This window comes from Nitrospirillum goiasense (assembly GCF_034427435.1).
Lineage (GTDB): Bacteria > Pseudomonadota > Alphaproteobacteria > Azospirillales > Azospirillaceae > Nitrospirillum.
This window is the reverse complement of record NZ_JAXQNP010000004.1, coordinates 60,988-78,902: the sequence shown is the minus strand read 5'-3', so window position 1 is coordinate 78,902 and position 17,915 is coordinate 60,988. Positions and strand designations below refer to the sequence as shown.

Sequence of the window (17,915 nt, the reverse complement as noted above, 5' to 3'; positions counted from 1 at the left end):
CATCTAGCAATGTTAAAAGCCGATGGCGGGAACGCCGCGGTTAACGGCTGTCTTTTGAGTTTTAGTGGTTTTGTTAGTCAGCACTAACTTTAAAAAAGCAAATTAAAGAATATCGGCGATTTGGCGGCGCACCCCGGGCAAGGGTGCGAACGGGGTTCTGTCGCCTGATCACCGGGCCTGGGGAGGCGTCACAAGCAAAATAAACAGGGAAGCGAAATTCGTTTGGGGACGAAGAATGAAAAAGCGACATTTGTTGGCCTCGGCCGCCTTCACCTTGGGCAGCCTGGTCGTTGGACCAGCGCTGGCGCAGACGTCGTCCAGCCAGGACACCGACAAGACGGCGCAGTCGGATGGCACCGACCTTGAGCCCATCATGGTCACCGGTACGCGGCTCAAGACCCCGTACAACGGCGACCGCCCCCTCCAGATCGTCCGGCCGGAAGACGGCTTGAACGCGGGGCTGGCCGATACGGTCAGCCTGCTGAGCCGATCGACGGCGACGGGGTCGCAGCAGGTCAACAACCACCTGTCGGCCACGGGCGCCGCCGGCGCCGTGTCGGTCGGTGGCACCAACGCCAACACCATCGGCCTGCGCGACCTGGGCGCGACCCGCACCCTGACGCTGATGGATGGCCGGCGCCTGACGCCGGCCGGCGTGGGCAGCCAGGTGGGGCCGGTGGATTTGAATGTGCTGCCCGCGTCCATCATCGACCATATCGAGGTGCTGACGGACGGCGCGTCATCCATTTACGGATCGGATGCCGTCGCCGGCGTGGTGAACATTATCACCCGCCGCGCCTCCGAAGGCCTGGAAGTCAACGCCTACAGCACCGTCAACACCAAGGGCGGCGGCAACTACCGCCAGGGTTCCCTGTTCTGGGGAAAGGAATTCGGTGGCGGCTACATCAACATCGGCGCGGAATTCAATGACCAGCAGTCCCTGAAGGTTCGGCAGCGCCCGGAAACGGCCTGCGCGCAAGACTATGTCTATAATCCCACCACGGGCGCGCGCATGGATTTGCAGGACCAGAACGGCACCATCAAATGCCGGAACCTGAATCCCACCGGCGTGTTCTTCGATGAAACCTTTTATGGCGGCTGGTTCCAGTACGACCCGACCCTGTCCAAGGCAAAATATCCCGCCGCGGCCCTGAACCTGAGACAGTCGTTGCCGGACTGGGTGCGGGTGGCGCGTGGGGGCTATCCGGACACTTACCCGTACGGCACCTCCAATTCCGAGGCCTACCAGAACGCGGACTCCATTTCGCCCCTGCGCCGTTCTTCCGTCTATGTGTCCGGCGCCTACAAATTCGACAACGGCATCGAGGCGTATGGCAACCTGCTGCTGAACAGACGGGAGTCTGAATCGAACTCCTGGATGTTCCTGTATCCCATCCTGGACCCCACCAACCCCAACAACACCGTGGCCAACGGCCTGATCAACGCCAGCGGGGGCAACTCCTCCGGCGCGGTGCAGGTCCAGATGAACATGCCGTACAAGTCCACGCAGACGGTCAACTATGGCCAGGCGACCGCGGGCTTGCGTGGCGCCATACCTTCCGTGCTGTTCCTGAAGGACGTCAGCTGGGACGTGAGCACGCAGTACGGGCGATCGGACGGCACCTACAGCCAGACCTTCTTTTACAATGACCGGCTGCAGGCCACCACCGGCCCCGGCACGGCGTGCGACCCCTCGCTGATCACCATCTCGGGGCCGGTCTCGTGCGTTTCCATTCCCTGGCTGGATCCCCGCTTCCTGGTCGACCAGAACTGGACACCGCAGGAGCGGGCCTTCCTGCAAGGCAGCGAAAAGGGCCACACCACCTATGACCAGGCCAGCCTGGACGGGTCGGTGTCGGCCTCGCTGTTCAAGCTGCCGGCCGGCACGGTGGACCTGGCGACCGGCTTCGCCCTGCGCTATCAGCGGCTGGACGATGTGCCGGGCGCCAACGCCCGCGCCAACAACTATTTCGCCCAGACCACGGCCGGCGTGACCGAGGGGTCGGACACGGTGCGCGAACTTTTCGCGGAAATGGGTGTGCCCATCCTGGCCGACCTGCCGATGGTCAACAAACTGAACCTTAACCTGTCCGGGCGGTACACCGACTATCGAGGCTATGGATCGGACACCACCTACAAGGTCGGCTTGAGTTGGCAGGTCATTCCCGAGGTCACCTTCCGCGGTTCCATGGGCACCTCGTTCCGCGCGCCGACGCTGTACGAACTCTACCTGGCCAACCAGACCAGCTTCTTCCCCTACTCCGACCCCTGCGTCCGCTATGGCGATACGGGCAATCCGTCGCTGACGAAGAATTGCTCCGCCCTGGGCATCCCGTCGGATTTCCAGACCAGCACCGGCAGCATCCTGGCCACGCAAGGCGGTGGCAAGGGCGACCTGAAGGCCGAGACATCGCGCAACTACACGGTCGGCGCGGCATTCCGGCCCCGCTTCGCCGACCTGCAGATCGCGGCGGATTATTATGACATCAACGTCAAGAACGAGGTCGCCGCGTACGGCGTCGATGCCATCATCAACCAGTGCTACAACAGCCCGGCGCAGTCGGGGAACGTCTTCTGCAGCAAGGTCACCCGCGACCCAACCACCCACATCATCACTGCGGTGGACAACCGGCTGGTCAATCTCTCCCGCGAACGCAACCGGGGTGTCGACGTGTCAGTCGATTACAGCGTCGAGGTCCCCTTCGGCCGCCTGGGCGTGACCGGCGCCTGGACCTGGACGGTCCAGCACACCCTGCATCGGGATGAGACGTCCAGCCTGGACATCAACGGCCTCAGCGGCAACCCCATGAGCAATGGCTGGGTCGAGGGCAGCGTCCAGCACGGCGCCTGGCAGTTGTTCTACGGCATCAACTACATCGGTCCGACCAACGACGCCCGCCTGTACAGCAATGGGGACCTGATGACCTATTGCGGCGCGTACGCCGGCCTGACCGCTTACGGCAACCGCAACAACTGCGCCCAGGTGCGGGAACTGCTGAGGGTGTCCTCATACATCACCCACTACATGTCCGTCCGCTGGCAGATGGACGACAGCATGCGGCTGCAACTGGGTGTCAGCAACCTGTGGGACAAGAAGCCGCCGGTCGAGGGCTCCGACAGCTACACTTCCCGCACCGGCTCCGTGCCAAGCACCCTTTACAACTTGACTGGCCGGTCCGTCTTCGCGCGGGTCAGCAAGACGTTCTGACCCCTGGGCCAAAGGCTGGCGGCACCGACAAATGGCCGCCAGCCTTGTCTGCGGGACGCCCCGTCGAAGCGGGCGTGGACGCCGCGTTTCACTCGGCGGGCATGCGCAGCACCGGCTTCACCGTCCGGCCGGTTTCGGAATCCCGGATGGCCTGGTTGATCTCCGCCAGGGGATAGAAGGTGATCAGCCGGTCGAAGGGGAACTGGCCGGCGAGATGCAGGCCCACCAACGTCGGAATGAAGCGGTGGGGATCGGCGTCGCCCTCGACGATGCCGCGAATGGTGCGGCCGCCGCTCATGAGGTGACCGCCATCCACCGGCAAGGGCTGGCCGAAGGGCATGGCGCCGACCAGGCCGCAGACACCGCGCGGCGCCAGGCACCGCACGGCGTCGCCGACAACCGGCAGGCGGGCGGTGGTGTCGAGGGCGAAGTCGACGCCGACCCCGCCGGTTAGCGCCATGATCTCCTCCACCACGGCGGCACGGCCGGCGTTGAAGACATGGGTGGCGCCCAATTCCAGCGCCAGGTCCAACCGGGCGTCCACCAGATCGACGGCGATGATGGGGACGCCCCCGCCACCCGCGCCGCCATCACGGCGCTGAGCCCCACCGCCCCGGCGCCGAAGACGGCCAGGGAACGACCGTGGGGCACCTTCAAGGCGTTCAGGACAGCCCCCGCCCCGGTGAGGATGCCGCAGCCCAACGGCCCCAGGATGTCCAGGGGCACGGTGGAGGGCACCTTGACCACGTTGCGCTCGTGGCACAAGGCATGGGTGGCGAAGGACGATTGGCCGAAGACATTGGCGCCCAAGACTTGCCCCGCCCAGCGCAGGCCGCTGCTGCCATCGACGCGCCGGCCGCTGAAATTGCGGCCGAAGAAGTCATGGCAATAGGCGGGCAGGTGGTCGGCGCAGGAAGGGCAGGCGCCGCAGGAATTGAAGCTCATGACCACACGGTCGCCGGGGGCGACGGCCGTCACCCCCTCCCCCACCCGGACGACGACACCGGCCCCCTCATGCCCCAGGACCGCCGGCGGCGGCACCGGCAATTCCTGGTCGCGCATGGCCATGTCGGTATGGCAGACGCCGGTGGCGACCACCCGCACCAGCACCTCCCCCGGGCGGGGTTCCTCGATCTCCACGGTTTCCAGGGTCAGCGGGGCCTTGATGCCGTGGGCCACGGCGGCGGTGATGTGCATGAGGAAGGCGTCCTTGAAGTCTGGCAAGGGGGTGGCACGAGAGCAGCGGTCACATGGGGTAGGCCGGCGCCTGGGGCTGGGTGGTGACCCAGCGCCAGGTGCTGAATTCCTCCCAATTCGCCGGGCCGCTGATGCGGCTGCCATTGCCGGAGGCGCCCATGCCGCCGAAGGGCGCATGCGGCTCGGCCACCACCGTCTGGTCATTGATGTGGACATGGCCGGCGCGCAGCCGGGCACCGACCCGCGCGGCCCGGTCCACCGAGCCGCCGATGACGCCTGCGGCCAAGCCGTAATCGCCCCGGTTGGCCAGGTCCACGGCCTGGTCCTCCGTCGCGAAAGCTGTCACCACCGCCACCGGGCCGAAGATTTCCTCATCGAAGGCCGGCATGCCCGGCGTCACCCCCGCCAGCACCGTGGGGGCGTAGCAGCGGCCGTCGTGGGTGCCGCCGGTCACCAAGGTGGCGCCCGCCGCCACGCTGGCCTTGACGATGGCGTCCACCCGCGCCACCTGGCCGGGGTCGATCAGGGGGCCGATGATGGCGCCGTCAAGTGGGTCCCCCACCGGCAGCGCCTGGGCCTTGGCGGCCAGGCGGGCGACCAGGGCGTCGTGCAGGCCCTCATGCACCAGGATGCGACCCGTGCTCATGCAGATTTGACCCTGGTGCAGCCAGGCGCCCCAGGCGGCGTTGGCGGCGGCCAGCTCCACATCCGCATCCTCCAGGATCAGCAGCGGGTTCTTGCCGCCCAGTTCCAACTGCACCCGCTTCAGGTGGCGCCCCGCCAGCTCGCCCACCTTGCGGCCGGCGCCGGTGGAGCCGGTGAACGTGATCATGGCGATGTCAGGATCGGCGCACAGCGCCTGCCCCACCTCCGCCCCGCCGGGCAGGACATGCAACAGGCCGGGCGGCAGGCCGGCGGCGGCGAAGGCCTGCGCGATCAGGAAGCCGCCGCTGACGGGCGTGCGGGGGTCGGGCTTCAGCACCACGGCATTGCCGGCGGCCAGCGCCGGCGCCACCGCCCGGATGGACAGGACCAGCGGGAAGTTGAAGGGGGAGATCACCCCCACCACACCCAGGGGAACCCGCTCCGCCACGCTGGTCCGCGCAGGCGTGGACGCCAGGATGCGCCCGCCGGGTTCCAGCGCCATGGCGGCGGCGTGGCGGACGAAGCCCACGGCGTGCTGGCCCTCCACCGCCGCCTTGGGCGCGGAGGAGCCGCTTTCCCGCATCAGCCAGCGCGACACCACCTCCCCCATGTCCGTCAGGGCGCGGGCGGCGGCCTCCAGCACCTGGGCGCGCGCCTCGCCACCCCGGGCCGCCCAGTCGGCCTGCGCCGCCGCCGCCACCCGTGCCGCGGCGCGCACATCCGCCGGTTCGGCCCGGCCCACGGCGATCAAGGGGCGGCCCGTGGCCGGCTCCGCCACGTCGATGACGCCGCCCGCCAGCGCCGGGGTCCAGGCGCCGGTATACAGCCGGCCGCTCCACGGCCCGTCCATCATTTGCGTATCCATGTCGGATGGTCCTGTTCTGGCTCAGTATTTGTACTTGAGCGTCGCGTACCACTGGGCCGGCGGGCTGTAGGTGCCGAAGATGACGCCGGCGGCGTCGTTCTCGTTGCCAGTGGTCAGGTAGCGGTCGTTGGTGATGTTGCTGCCGCCCACGGTGGCCTGCCAGCGCTCATCCGCCGTGGTGTAGGTGACGGAGGCGTTCACCACGTTGGTGGACTGCCGTTCCAGCAGGGCGGTGTTGGCGGTGTCGTTGTACATCGGATTGGTGTGGGTGTAGTCGACGGTGAACCGCAGGCTGGCACCATTGGCCAGGTCCGCGGTGTAGGTCGGGCTGATGCTGAACTTCAGGTCCGGCGTCTTGGGCAGGCGGCTGTCCAGGGTGACACCCACCACCCGGGGATCGACGCTGGTGTAGCGGGCGTGCAGATAGCCCAGCGTGCCGTCCAGGGTGAAGCCACCGCCCAGCACGGCCTGGGCCTCCACCTCCCCGCCCCAGATCTCGGCGTCGCCGGCATTGTGCAGGGTGGGGGAAACGCCTTCCTGGAAGTTCAGCTGGATGCCGGTGTAGTCGGTGTGGAAGCCGGCCACGTTGAGGCGCAGGTGCCGGTCCAGCAGTTCCGACTTCACGCCCAGTTCCACCGTCTCCGCCTTTTCCGGGCCGAAGCCGGGGGCGGTGCCGAGGGGGTTGGACAAGCGCGTGGTCCAGCTACCCGACTTGAAGCCCTTGGACCAGGAAGTATAGGCCATGACGTCGTCGGTCAGGTGGTATTCGGCCCCCAGCCGGGGCGTGAAGATGTAGAAGTCCTTGGTGTTGACGCCGGCGGGATAGTAGCGCAGCGGTTCCCCCGCCACCGGGAAGCCCAGGGCCGCGCGGCAGGCCTCCGACACCGGGTAGCAGCCGGAAATCTTGTAGTTCAGGCCGTTCAGGTCGGACTGAAAGCCCTCGAACGTCTTGTGTTCCCAGGTATAGCGGCCGCCCAGGGTCAGGCCGATGCGGTCGGTCAGCTGATAGTTCAGGTGGCTGTAGGCGGCGACCGAGGTCGTATCCAGATTGTTGGGACCGTCCAGCTGCAGCAGCCCCTCGTCGAAGGTGACGTAGTCGTGCAGGTTGCCGCCCTCATTGAAGAAATAGAGGCCGTTGACGAAATGCAGCCGGCCGTCGAACGCCTTGCCCGTCAGCTGGAATTCCTGCGACGTCTGGTGCTGGTCCATGCTGAACGACAGTTCCGCGATGGTCAGGGGCGAACCGTCGGCGTCCATGCCCGTCCGCCACAGCAGGCGGCGATAGGCGGTGATGGACTTGAGGTCCAGATCCTCGCCCAATTCCCAGTCCAGCGTGTTGGCGACGCCGTAGGACTGCAGGCGGGAGAAGCTGAGCCCGTTGCCGTAGGTCTTGTCGATATCGCCCGTCAGGAACTGGTTGCCGAAGGTCAGGCGCGGGCCTGTGGACAGCGCCGTGCCCACCACCGCGCGGGGCACGGTGCACAGGTTGGTGAAGTTGGGATTGCCGCCCACGCCGCTGATGGCATTCAGCGTGGCCACCGGCAGGGTGACGCAGGCGTTGTACAGGGCGGACAGGCCGCCGCCCGTCACCGTGCCCAGCAGGCTGTTGGGCGTGGCCGACTGGTCTTCCTGGGTGTAGTCGGCGACCAGGGTGTCGGTGACGCGGCCCGGCCCCTTCCAGAACAGCTTGGCGCGCACGGTCTGGCTGTTCTGCCCGCCCTGGGTGTCCGAGGTGCCGGAGCCGGAGCGTGAGAACGGCGCCGTGTCGGTCACCGTGCCCACCGCGCCGGGATAGGGCACCACCTGCTGATAGCCATCCCGCCGCTTGGAGGAGACGGTGATGGTGCTGAACAGGGTGTCGCTCAGCGGAATGTCCGCCGTGGCGCCGACATCGATGCGGTTCAGGCTGCCGCCGGTGATGGACGCCGTGGCGTGATAGTCCTCCGCCGGCTGGCGGGTGACGATGCTGATGGCGCCGCCGATGGTGTTGCGCCCGAACAGCGTGCCCTGCGGGCCCTTCAGCACCTCGATATGGTCGACATCCATCAGGTCGCTGTTGGCGCCGACCGTGCGGGCCAGATAGATGCCGTCGACATAGACGCCGACGCCGGGGTCCAGGTTGAAGGCGAAGTCATCCTGGCCGATGCCGCGGATGGATGCCGATAGGACCGAAGTGGAACCGGAGAAAGGCGAGCCCGCGTCCAGCGTGACGTTGGGTGCCAGGCCGCCGATGCGCTGGACATCGTCGATGCCCTTGCCCTGCAACGCCTCGGCGGAGAAGGTGGACACCGCGATGGGAACATCCTGGACGTTTTCCGCGCGCTTTTGCGCGGTGATGATCACTTCCTGGATCTGGTCTTGGGCGGGCTTCTCCGCCGCCAAGGCCGGCGGCGCCAACACCGCCGCCGACACCCCGGCCAATAGACCCAACCGCCATAGAGCGGGCTTACGCCCTTTATTCATCGCCATCCTGTCGCCTCCCGTTCCAGTCCGGGCCTTGAGCGTGGCCCGGTTACCGATGACGACAGGGAAACACGGGATCGGCGTGCGGATCTTGGAAGGGAGCGAAAGGGATTTGACGCCGGGCGAAGGGAAATGCCCGGCCGTCATTGCGGCCCGCGATAATCCCCCCACGCCATCCGCCGCGCGGCGTTGGGATCACGCTCCTCACGATCCACCGCATCGATGATCCGCGTCCGGCGCGTTTGCGGATCATAGGTCGGCCAGCCGGGCGATCCACCCTCCACGAAGTCCAGGAAGGCGTCCTGGAAGCGCCGGCTGACCTGTCGGGACAGGCGGCGGCGAAACAGATCGAAGCGGCCCAGGTCACCCTCCCCCGTGGTGCCGAACAGCAAGGGCAGGTCCAGCGCGTGCGTGGCGCCACCGAACACCAGCCGCGTCAACGGGGTGGCATAGTCGATGCGGTACATCCAGGTATCGGCGAAGGCGGCATGCGCCTGCGCCATCTGGACCGACAGCGCCCAGAAGACGAAATCGCCGCCCACGTCGACCGCCGAGCGGCGGGAGGGATATCCCTTATAGGTCGCGGCGACGCGGTCACGCACCGCCGGATCGGTCGCCTGGAACATGGCCTCCAGCCGGGGAACGCTGCTGGGCAACAGGGGCAGGCCCCTGTCCAGGATGGCGGCCTCGCGGGCCATGGTGCCGATGACCAGCGGCACGCGATGGGCCGTGCCGGTACGGAACGCGTCAATGGGATGCAGGGGCAGGAAATCGCCATCGACCACCGGCGACATGGCCAGCACGCCGGGATGCTTGTCCGGCGCCTCATCATAGAACAGGCGGAAGGAGGCCTCGACCAGGCGGTCGGCCGGCAGGTGGCGCAAGGCCCGGCCCACGCCCCCCTTCCTGTCGGCGATATCGATGCCCAAGGCGATCAGCAGATCGCGCGCCAGCGCCGTACGCCGCGCATGGCCAAGGATGCAACTGGACGCCGGGCTCATCGCGACGGCGCGGTGGAACAGGCCGGCCGCCGCCGGCGCGCACATCAGGCACAGCACCGACATGCCGCCCGCCGATTGTCCGACCACGGTCACATTGTCCGGGTCCCCGCCAAAGGCGGCGATGTTGCGCTTCACCCAGGCCAGGGCGGCCACCTGGTCGCGCAAACCCAGATTGCTTTCCAGCGGCTGATCCGGCGTGGACCAGGCGCTGAAGTCGGTGAAGCCGAACACGCCGAGCCGATAATTGAGGCTGACGAAGATGACGTCGCCATCCTTCACCAGGCGGTCGCCCCGATACAGCACGCCGCGTGAGCCACCCAGGGCGAACGCCCCGCCGTACAGCCAAACCACCACGGGCCGGGGCGTCCCCGACACCTGCGCGGGGGCGGAGATGTTGAGGGTCAGGCTATCCTCGGACATGGGCGTGGCCGCACCGGCGCCCCCCATGAACTCAAACCCACGCCGCTGCATGGGGATGGCCCCGAAGGAGTCCGCGACGAGGACATCCCCATGGGCTTGGACAGGTTGGGGCGCCCGGAAGCGCCAGGGGCCGGTGGGCGGGGCCGCATAGGGGATGCCGCGCCAGGTGCGGACACCGGCGTCGATGACACCGTGAACCTCCCCCTGTTCCGTTCGGACACGCAGGGTGTCCCCCTCATCCAGCGCCATCCCGCCTTCCCTTTCTTGCTATCGCCCTGCCGATCCGACGGGGTGGTGCGAAGCTAAGCATGCGCATCGGCCAAAGTTCTTGGACGGGGGCGAAAGGAATTTGATGCCAGGCGAAGTCGCCCACCGATATCCACGGGCTCCTGAATTGTTGTGGTCAATAACAGTTGGGTTTATGCTAGCAGCTTAAGAGCAGGGGTGGCAGGGCCGGTGACCTGGCCACCTCCGGCCGACGCCCGCAGGAATGGCGCGGAAAAACACAGGGAGGAAAAAGGACCATGGGCCTCATGGAGCGCTTTTCCGTGGACGGGGTCGCACCGGCGCGGCGTCGGCATCATTGGAACGACATCGTCAACCAGGCTTTCCCCAATGTCGCCGTCGATCCCGGTGATGAGAACTTCAGCGCCCATCTGGTGCGTCAGCCCTTGGGTCAATTGGACTTCGCCTATGTGCATTCCGGACCGGCCACCGTCTGCCGTCTGCCCCAAGGCCGGCCCCAGCAACCGGAAGAGCCCTATTTCAAAATCCACGCGCAGCACCGGGGCAGCAGCCTGAACCGCCAAGCCGGACGCGAGGCCGTGCTGAGCGAGGGGGACTGGACCCTGTGCGACAGCCGCAGCCCCTATTCGATCACCTTCGCCGAGACCAACCAGATGCTGGTGGTGAAGCTACCCCAGTCGTTGCTGACCCGGCGGGTGCCGGACCCCGATCGCCTGGTCGGCATGCGCATGGGGGCGGAGCGGCCGGAATCCAGGATGCTGCTGTCCATGCTGCGGTCCCTGGCGCCCCAAGCCGACCTGCCCGGTGAACCCGGCTGGACCGGTGCCGTGGCGGACATCCTGCTGGACGTTCTGGCCCTGGCCTACCGGTCCGACACTATCGCCAGTCCGGGCGGGAACGGGCCCGTTGGGAACGGATGGGGCGCCCCGGCGGACATTAGCCCAGCCCATGGGGCGCTGTCGCATTGGACACGGCAGGTGCGGGGCTATGTGGATGCCAACCTGCGCGATCCCGGCCTGAACAGCACCCAGGTGGCGGCCGCCCTGGGCATTTCCCCGCGCTATGTGCAGATGGCCTTTGCCAGCCTGGGCACCACCGCCACGGCCTACATCCTGGCCCGGCGCCTGGATCTGGCGGCGACCACCCTGCGGTCACGGCGTGATGCCCCCGGCACCAGCATCAGCGACATCGCGTATGATGTTGGTTTCAACGACCTGTCCCACTTCAGCCGCAGTTTCCGCGCCCACTTCGGCATCAGCCCGCGATCCTACCGGGCCAGCCATTAACCTATCCCGATGAACATCGCGCCCCGGGGCTGGGAACAACCGGCCGGTGGCGCCGTCCCGCTTAATTCACAAGGTTGGTCCGGGATTTTTCCTGGCCAACCCCCCTTACCATATGCAAAAGAATATAAATGATACGGATCGTCTATTAACTGAAATTTAGCATCGGCATGGCATTTATTGCGCATCCACACGGAAGGATAGGACAGATGTTTAATTTTAAGAGCAAAGATAAGGCCCTCACCAGAAAGGTATCCGCCATTGACGCCCTGCGGGCAAAGGTCATGGTTGCGGATGAGAACCTTAACATCGTCTATGTAAATCCTTCCGTTGTCACATTATTGCGTGAAGCCCAGACGGATTTACGCAAAGAGCTGCCATTATTTAATGTCGACAAACTAGTTGGCAGCAACATTGATATATTCCATAAGAATCCGGCGCATCAGCGCGGTATGCTGGCGAAATTAACCAAGCCGTACTCGGCCACCATCAAGGTGGCGCAGCACCAGTTCGACCTGCTGGTCACGCCGCTGACGGAAGGCGGGCAGCGCATCGGCTTCGTGGTGGAATGGTCGGACGCCAAGGAGCGGCTGGAGAACCTGGACTACGCCAACCAGATGTTGGCCATCAAACGGTCGCAGGCGGTCATTGAGTTCACCACCGATGGCATCATCACCAAGGCCAACGACAATTTCCTGAACGTGATGGGCTATCGCCTGGATGAGGTGGTGGGCAAGCATCACCGGATGTTCGTGGAAAAGGACTATAGCACCAGCCATGAGTACGCCCAGTTCTGGGAAACGCTAAAGCGCGGTGAGTACAAGGCGGCCCAGTTCAAGCGCATCGCCAAGTCCGGCAAGGCCGTCTGGATCGAAGGCGCCTACAACCCGATCATCGATGAGAAGGGCCAGGTGACCAAGGTCGTCAAGTTCGCGGTGGACGTGACGGCCCAGGTCAACCTTCTCAGCGACCTGAAGGTGCTGATCGACCAGAACTTTGGTGAGATCGAACGGGCGCTGGCGCAGTCGACGCGCGAGTCCGCCTCCGCCGGTGCGGCGGCGGGCACCACGGCGAACAGCGTGCAAATGGTGGCCGCCAGCGCCGAGGAACTGGCCGCGTCCATCGGTGAAATCTCGCAAAGCATGTCCCGCGCCCGGGTCGCGACCGACACGGCGTTCGACCGCACGGTCACCGTGGGCGAAAGCACCGATCGCCTGGCCGCCGCTGCCCAAGCCATGAACGGCATCGTCGGGCTGATCAACAACATCGCGGGCCAGATCAACCTGCTGGCGCTGAACGCCACCATCGAGGCCGCGCGGGCGGGTGAGGCGGGCAAGGGCTTCGCCGTCGTGGCCAGCGAGGTGAAGAACTTGGCCAACCAGTCGGCCAAGGCCACGGAACAAATCTCCGGCGAGATCGAGGGCATACAGTCGACCTCGACCGAGGTGGCCACCGCCCTGGCCGCCATCCGCGACGCGGTGTCCACCGTGCGCGAGCATGTCTCGGGCACGGCGGCCGCCGTCGAGGAGCAAAGCGCCGTGACCCGCAGCATGTCGACCAACATGCAAAGCGCCTCCGCCGACGTGTCCACGGTGACCGCCAGCGTCACCGCCATCTCCGCCGCCATCGGCCAGGTTGCGGCGGCGGTGGACAAGACCAAGGAAGCGGCCAAGGTGCTGGTCCGCTGATCCCTACCGAGGCGGGGGCGGCTGAACAGCCGGCCCCGCCATCGGTTCACGCCAGGCTGCGGCGCAGGCGGCGCACGCCGACGACGATTCCGGTCACGCTGAAGACCATGCCCAGGCTGAGCAGGGTCAATTGCACAGTGGCGCGCAAGGCCGGCCGGCTGGCCAGCCCTGGGACGGTGAAGGTGTGCAGCGCATAGTATAGCCAGGCATAGGCCTTGCGGCTGTCGTCCATCACCGCGCCGACGCGCCCGGTCAAGGCGTCGACGTAGATATCCGCGCGCGCCGGGGCCTGGGTGCCGAACCGCCGTGTCCCAGGCGGCAGCCCCTCCGCCGATAGGTAAAAGTCATCGGGACCTGGTGCTGAGCGCTCAACCGCGTCGGGCCAGGCGGCGCGAACGGCCCGGGTCAGAAAATCCGGGGGCAGGGCCGCCATCGGTTGGCCGCCCGCCAGCAACACCCGAGGGGCGCTAGCCCCATAGGCCACAGCCACGCCCTGGCCGGCGATAGCGTTGAAATCGACCTCCGCCGCCGGTGCCAGCAAGCGCAGGTCGGCAGGCGACAAGGCCGCGACGGCCATGGCCAGGGACGTGCCCCGCATCACCGCCACTCGGTCGGCCGGCGCCTCGCCGGTGGAAAACAGCCGGCCATGGTCCATGGACAGCCAGCCGCTGATGATCCAGGTGGCGACGAAGGTCCCGGCCACAAGCCCCGTCAGGTGATGCCAGCCCAGCCAGCCCGGAAACGGGGTGTAGCGGGGCCGCCGGCCCCGGCGCGCCTTCACCGTGCGCTGGATGCCCAGCCACAGGCCGGCCATCGTCGTCAGCACAGCGCTGAACGACAGCCACCAGACCACTTGGTTCCACAAGCCCCAGTCCTGGCGCAGCGGGGTGACATAGACCCAATGCAGAACGGCGCCGCACCAGTTCCACAAGCGCTCGCTCCGCGTGGCGCGCTGCGCCACCTCCCCCGTCAGGGCCGAAACGTACAGCCAGGTGCCGGCCCCATCCGCCAGAACGACGCGGTAGTAGGGCCGGCCGGAAGCGAAATGCTGGTGGACGACCCACTGGTCAATGGTGAAGGGCCCCTCCACCCGCTCCACCGCCGCGCCAGCGAACCGGGACGCCACCAGCGCCGCCTGGCCGGGGCTCAGCGGCCCCGCCTCCGGCCCATCGTCCGCCACGACCAACCGATCCCCCCGCCCCGGGACCGTCACGACATAGGTCGGGCGGCCGGCGCGGTTGATGAGGCGCAAGCCGGTGGCATCGGGCGCCCCGGCCAGCGCGGCGGCGGGTGGCACCGTCAGGGCCCCCATGTCGATCGGCGGCGACGCCGCCCGCCGCGCCCCATCGGACAAGGCCGGAAAGGGCACGAAGACCATCACGGCGCCGCTGGCGAACCAGACCGCGAACATCAGGCACAAGAGGATGCCGGCCCAGCGGTGGAACCAGGCCAACTGCCGCAAAGTCCACGCCCCCCAGGCGCGTTTGGCGGCCAACGGCGGCTCAGAACTTGGCGACAATGCCCACCTCCGCGCTGCGGGGCGCGCCCAGCATGACCTCGGAGGGATAATAGATATCCGCCCACTGGGCGTAGGCCTTGTCGAACAGGTTGTTGATGCGCCCGGTCAGCATGACGCCGGGGGACAGGCGGTAACTGGCATAGATGTCCACCAGGGTGTAGCTGTCCAGGCTGACCGTGTTCGCGGCATTGGCGTAACGCTTGCCGATGTAGCGAAGGCCGCCACCGATCTCCAGGGGCAAGCCGCCGATCTCCGACACGCTGGTCCACAGGTTGGCCGTCCATTTCGGGATATTGGCCGGCTGCTTGCCGCTGTCGTCCAGGCCGGTATTGGTGTCGACGAAATAGCCATAGTGGGTGTCGGTGAAGGCGGTGTTGGCGCTGATCGTCCAATGATCGGTCAGGCGCAGGTTGCCGGCCAGCTCCACGCCTTTGGAGCGCTGGCTGCCGGCGGCGCTCAGCACATCCACGCCCGTCTGGACCAGGATGTTCTGCCGCAGGATGTCGTACAGCGACAGGGTGGCGTCGGCGCGATGATCCGGCGTGTTGGCCTTCACCCCCACCTCGACCTGGTGCGACCGCGACAGGCCGAAATTCTCCGACGCGTTGGCGAGGAAGATGTTGGAGCCCACCGGGTCCTGCCCCGTGGTGAAGGAAACATAGGGGGTGATGACATCCTGGATGGTGTAGACGGCGCCGATACGCCAGGTGCCCGACCGGTAGGTCCGGGTGAAGCTGGTGGCGGCGCTGTAGCTGCCGTCGAAGTTATAGTTCTTGCGGTCCAGATCCAGCACGTCGAAACGGCCGCCGGTGACCAGCTTCAAGGCCGGTGTGACGTCCAGGGCATCCTCAAAAAAGGCGGAGGCGTCATCCCACTTGGTCGGGCTGTGCTTACCCTTCAAGGCCCCGAAAAGACCGGGGTCGGGATTGAAGGGATCGACGCTGTCGCCATCGGGGAAACCGCGGATGCGGTCGAAGTCCAGATGGCTGTAATCGAAGCCCGCCACCACCTTGTTGGGCAGCGAGAACAGGGCGCCCTGGTAGGTCACGCTGCCCTGGTCGCCAACCAGATCCTGCTTATGGAAAACAAAGAAGCGGTCACGGTCGATCAGATGGGTGGCGCTGTTGAACTGATAGGTTTCCGCGTCGATCCAGCGGCGGTCGGCATGGAAGTAATAGGCGAAATTCTCAAACGTCAGGTCTGATCGCGGCGTCCATTTGACCAGCAGTTGCGGCCATGTCTGCTCCCCATGGATGCGGGCGTCGCTGACGTTGTAATTCACATAGCGCATGCGCTGGTCCAGCGTCTGGCCGTCGCTGGCGGAGACGACACCCTTCAGCGGCTGGGTGGCGAAGCTGGCTGGCACCAGGGGGGTGCCGAAATAGGTGGACGGGTTGTCCTGCAGGTAGTCCAGGGTCAGCTGGATTTCCCAGGCTTCCGCCGGGCGCCAGACCAGGGAGGCGGTGGCGTTGGTGGAGTTCGCCCCAGCGCCATGCACGTAGCCATCGGTGCCCGTGCGGCTGACGTCCAGCCGTACCGCCAGCTTGTCCCCCACATGGGTGGTGCCGCCCACGCCCAGGTTGGTGGTGCCGAAACTGCCGACCGTGGCCAGCAGGTCAACCTCCGGCGTGCCGAAGCTGGGGCCCTTGTTCACGATGTTGACCACGCCGCCGATGGCGCCCTGGCCATACAGCACCGAGGCGGGGCCCTTGAGGATTTCCACGCTGGCGAGATTGAAGGTGTTTTGCGGCCGGTTGGTCATGTCGGACGGGCCGATGTACAGGCCGTTGTGCAACACGGTGATCTGGTCGCCGGTGAACCCGCGCATGGCGAAGGACGACGGGTCCCCGGGCGAACCGCCCGAGGTGACGCCCGGCAAGCTGTCGGCCGCCTGTTCCACGGTGGCGAAACCCCGCCCGATCATCTGGTCGCTGTCGATGACGTCCAGCGTCGCCGGCGTCTCCCGCGCGCTCAGCCCCAGGCGGCTGGCGGTGGGGGTGAACTGTTCCAGCGACCGCGTCTTGGCGGCGGTAACGGTGATGACGTCCACCGGCTGGTCCGCCGCCGCCTCCTGCGCGCGTGCGAGCCCGCCCCAGCCCACCGCCAGGGCCAATGGCGCCGACACGCCCATGAACCGGCCCCACCGCATTCCTCTCAAACGCCCCATACCAATCCCCATGCGTCTATCCGGCGGGGCGGTTCCCATCCGTCCCGGGCGGCATTCTTGTCGTAAGCGCCCCTTGCCGTGGCCAGGAGCCACGGTCACAAGGCGGGTTCAAGGAAATCTGGCCACTGTCGCTCAGGAACTGGTCCGGGACCGGACCACCGCGCGGAACCGGGACCCCGCGAGCAAGGCGACAACGGCGAGCGCGGCCCCCACCCCCAGGAAGGTGAAGGTGGCATCGTCCAGCTCAATGCCATGGCCCGTCATCTCCAGCAGGTCGACCAGCGCCATGGCGTAGGACAGCCCGACGATCAGCCAGCCCACCGCGCGGCGATAACGCTCCACCACCGCCCCCGTGGCATCGCGCGACCGCAACAGGCGGCTGACGATCTGGCTGTCCAGCGTGTCCGTGATGATCATTCCGGCTGCGAAAACAAGTGTGATGCTGGCGACCGCCGCGACCCCGCCCCGGGTCGTCGCCGCCGCACCCCAGGCCGCCGCTTGGGTGGCCGTGTCGAAGACCAGGCCGAAAATGAGGCCGGTGACGATGACCGCCAGCGGGTGGGTGTTGGTGCGCAACGACACCGGCAGGAACTTGGCCCGCCACCCGACCGGGGCATAGCGGTGCCGGCGGCGCAGCGCCATCAGGTTCAAGGTGCCCACCAGGACCAGCAGCGCGAACACGGCGATATCCACCCCGGTGGCGAACCAAGCCGGCAGGACCAGTTGGCCGGCCAACAGGGAAACGCCAAAGGCCACCCCCGCCACGGCCAGGCTGTGCCCCACCGCGAACAGGGTGCCCGTCCAGCGCGACAGGCCGGGGTGCTGATCGGCCGAGCGAAAGACGATGTTGTCGATGACGGCGACATGGTCGGGGTCGAGGCCATGCCGCAAGCCCAGCAGGAACATGAGGCCCAAGGCCGGGGCGGTCAGGGCCTGGGCTGTCAGGGAGGCGTCGGTCATGGACGGGCTTCCGGCAGCGGCATGCGCGCGTCAAGGTCGAGGATGCCGATGCGGCCGTCCTCATCCCCCAGGCCAGGCGCGTGCCCTGGTCGTTCCAGGAAAGCGCCTTGATGGGCGCGCCCGTTAGGTCGACATCCAGCGCGCCGTCGTCGGCGGGGCGCGACAGCAGAACCGCCCCGTCGTCGTAGCCGATGGCCAGGATGTCCTCGCGCGGATGGAAGGCCACGCGGGTCACAACGGCATAGCGGCTTTC

Annotated in this window: 11 protein-coding genes; 3 read left to right on the top strand and 8 right to left on the bottom strand. The window is 66.8% G+C overall.

Translation table 11 applies throughout. The features are described 5' to 3' along the window. Window positions 1-235: 235 nt before the first annotated feature. Window positions 236-3,208 (top strand): TonB-dependent receptor domain-containing protein, encoded by a 2,973-nt coding sequence (locus tag ULB03_RS22315; RefSeq protein WP_322485305.1) that lies wholly within the window; start codon window positions 236-238, stop codon window positions 3,206-3,208. Between the two features lie 88 nt (window positions 3,209-3,296). Here ULB03_RS22315 and ULB03_RS22310 read toward each other — a convergent pair whose 3' ends face one another. The 5 genes from ULB03_RS22310 to ULB03_RS22290 all read right to left on the bottom strand — a co-directional run bounded on the left by ULB03_RS22310 (window position 3,297) and on the right by ULB03_RS22290 (window position 10,048). Further along, on the bottom strand, window positions 3,297-3,740 hold the full coding sequence (locus ULB03_RS22310; RefSeq protein ID WP_322485304.1) for a zinc-binding dehydrogenase: 444 nt from the start codon (window positions 3,738-3,740) through the stop codon (window positions 3,297-3,299). Beyond that, window positions 3,659-4,405, bottom strand: coding sequence for an alcohol dehydrogenase catalytic domain-containing protein (locus tag ULB03_RS22305; protein ID WP_322485303.1), 747 nt, complete (start codon window positions 4,403-4,405; stop codon window positions 3,659-3,661). Before ULB03_RS22305 ends, ULB03_RS22310 begins: the two co-directional genes overlap by 82 nt. A gap of 49 nt (window positions 4,406-4,454) precedes the next feature. After that, window positions 4,455-5,915, bottom strand: a complete 1,461-nt coding sequence (locus tag ULB03_RS22300) for an aldehyde dehydrogenase family protein (RefSeq protein ID WP_322485302.1) — start codon at window positions 5,913-5,915, stop codon at window positions 4,455-4,457. A 21-nt stretch (window positions 5,916-5,936) separates the two neighbouring features. Next, on the bottom strand, window positions 5,937-8,384 hold the full coding sequence (locus ULB03_RS22295; protein WP_322485301.1) for a TonB-dependent receptor: 2,448 nt from the start codon (window positions 8,382-8,384) through the stop codon (window positions 5,937-5,939). 137 nt (window positions 8,385-8,521) lie between these two features. After that, a complete protein-coding gene (locus ULB03_RS22290) occupies window positions 8,522-10,048 on the bottom strand; it encodes a carboxylesterase/lipase family protein (protein WP_322485300.1) in 1,527 nt (508 codons plus the stop codon). A gap of 275 nt (window positions 10,049-10,323) precedes the next feature. Between ULB03_RS22290 and ULB03_RS22285 the strand changes: the two genes are divergently transcribed. After that, window positions 10,324-11,331: an AraC-like ligand-binding domain-containing protein gene (locus ULB03_RS22285; RefSeq protein ID WP_322485299.1), complete on the top strand. Its 1,008-nt coding sequence runs from the start codon at window positions 10,324-10,326 to the stop codon at window positions 11,329-11,331. Window positions 11,332-11,780: 449 nt separating this feature from the next. After that, a complete protein-coding gene (locus tag ULB03_RS22280; RefSeq protein WP_322485298.1) occupies window positions 11,781-13,016 on the top strand; it encodes a methyl-accepting chemotaxis protein in 1,236 nt (411 codons plus the stop codon). A gap of 46 nt (window positions 13,017-13,062) precedes the next feature. Here the strand turns inward: ULB03_RS22280 and ULB03_RS22275 are convergent, their stop codons facing one another. The 3 genes from ULB03_RS22275 to ULB03_RS22265 all read right to left on the bottom strand — a co-directional run bounded on the left by ULB03_RS22275 (window position 13,063) and on the right by ULB03_RS22265 (window position 17,662). Beyond that, on the bottom strand, window positions 13,063-14,511 hold the full coding sequence (locus ULB03_RS22275) for a PepSY domain-containing protein (RefSeq protein ID WP_322485297.1): 1,449 nt from the start codon (window positions 14,509-14,511) through the stop codon (window positions 13,063-13,065). Between the two features lie 7 nt (window positions 14,512-14,518). After that, the gene (locus ULB03_RS22270) at window positions 14,519-16,660 is read right to left on the bottom strand and encodes a TonB-dependent receptor (RefSeq protein WP_322485296.1); all 2,142 of its coding nucleotides are present in this window, start codon (window positions 16,658-16,660) and stop codon (window positions 14,519-14,521) included. A 174-nt stretch (window positions 16,661-16,834) separates the two neighbouring features. After that, entirely contained in the window at window positions 16,835-17,662 is an 828-nt protein-coding gene (locus ULB03_RS22265) for a HoxN/HupN/NixA family nickel/cobalt transporter (protein ID WP_322485295.1), read from the bottom strand. Between the last annotated feature and the right edge of the window lie 253 nt (window positions 17,663-17,915).

Bases quoted from the DNA above. Each gene is read 5' to 3' on its own strand.
- ULB03_RS22280 (WP_322485298.1), top strand. From the start codon at position 11,781: ATGCTGGCGAAATTAACCAAGCCGTACTCGGCCACCATCAAGGTGGCG.
- ULB03_RS22290 (WP_322485300.1), bottom strand. From the start codon at position 10,048: ATGGCGCTGGATGAGGGGGACACCCTGCGTGTCCGAACGGAACAGGGG.
- ULB03_RS22305 (WP_322485303.1), bottom strand. From the start codon at position 4,405: ATGCACATCACCGCCGCCGTGGCCCACGGCATCAAGGCCCCGCTGACC.
- ULB03_RS22295 (WP_322485301.1), bottom strand. From the start codon at position 8,384: ATGGCGATGAATAAAGGGCGTAAGCCCGCTCTATGGCGGTTGGGTCTA.
- ULB03_RS22315 (WP_322485305.1), top strand. From the start codon at position 236: ATGAAAAAGCGACATTTGTTGGCCTCGGCCGCCTTCACCTTGGGCAGC.
- ULB03_RS22265 (WP_322485295.1), bottom strand. From the start codon at position 17,662: ATGACCGACGCCTCCCTGACAGCCCAGGCCCTGACCGCCCCGGCCTTG.
- ULB03_RS22300 (WP_322485302.1), bottom strand. From the start codon at position 5,915: ATGGATACGCAAATGATGGACGGGCCGTGGAGCGGCCGGCTGTATACC.
- ULB03_RS22285 (WP_322485299.1), top strand. From the start codon at position 10,324: ATGGGCCTCATGGAGCGCTTTTCCGTGGACGGGGTCGCACCGGCGCGG.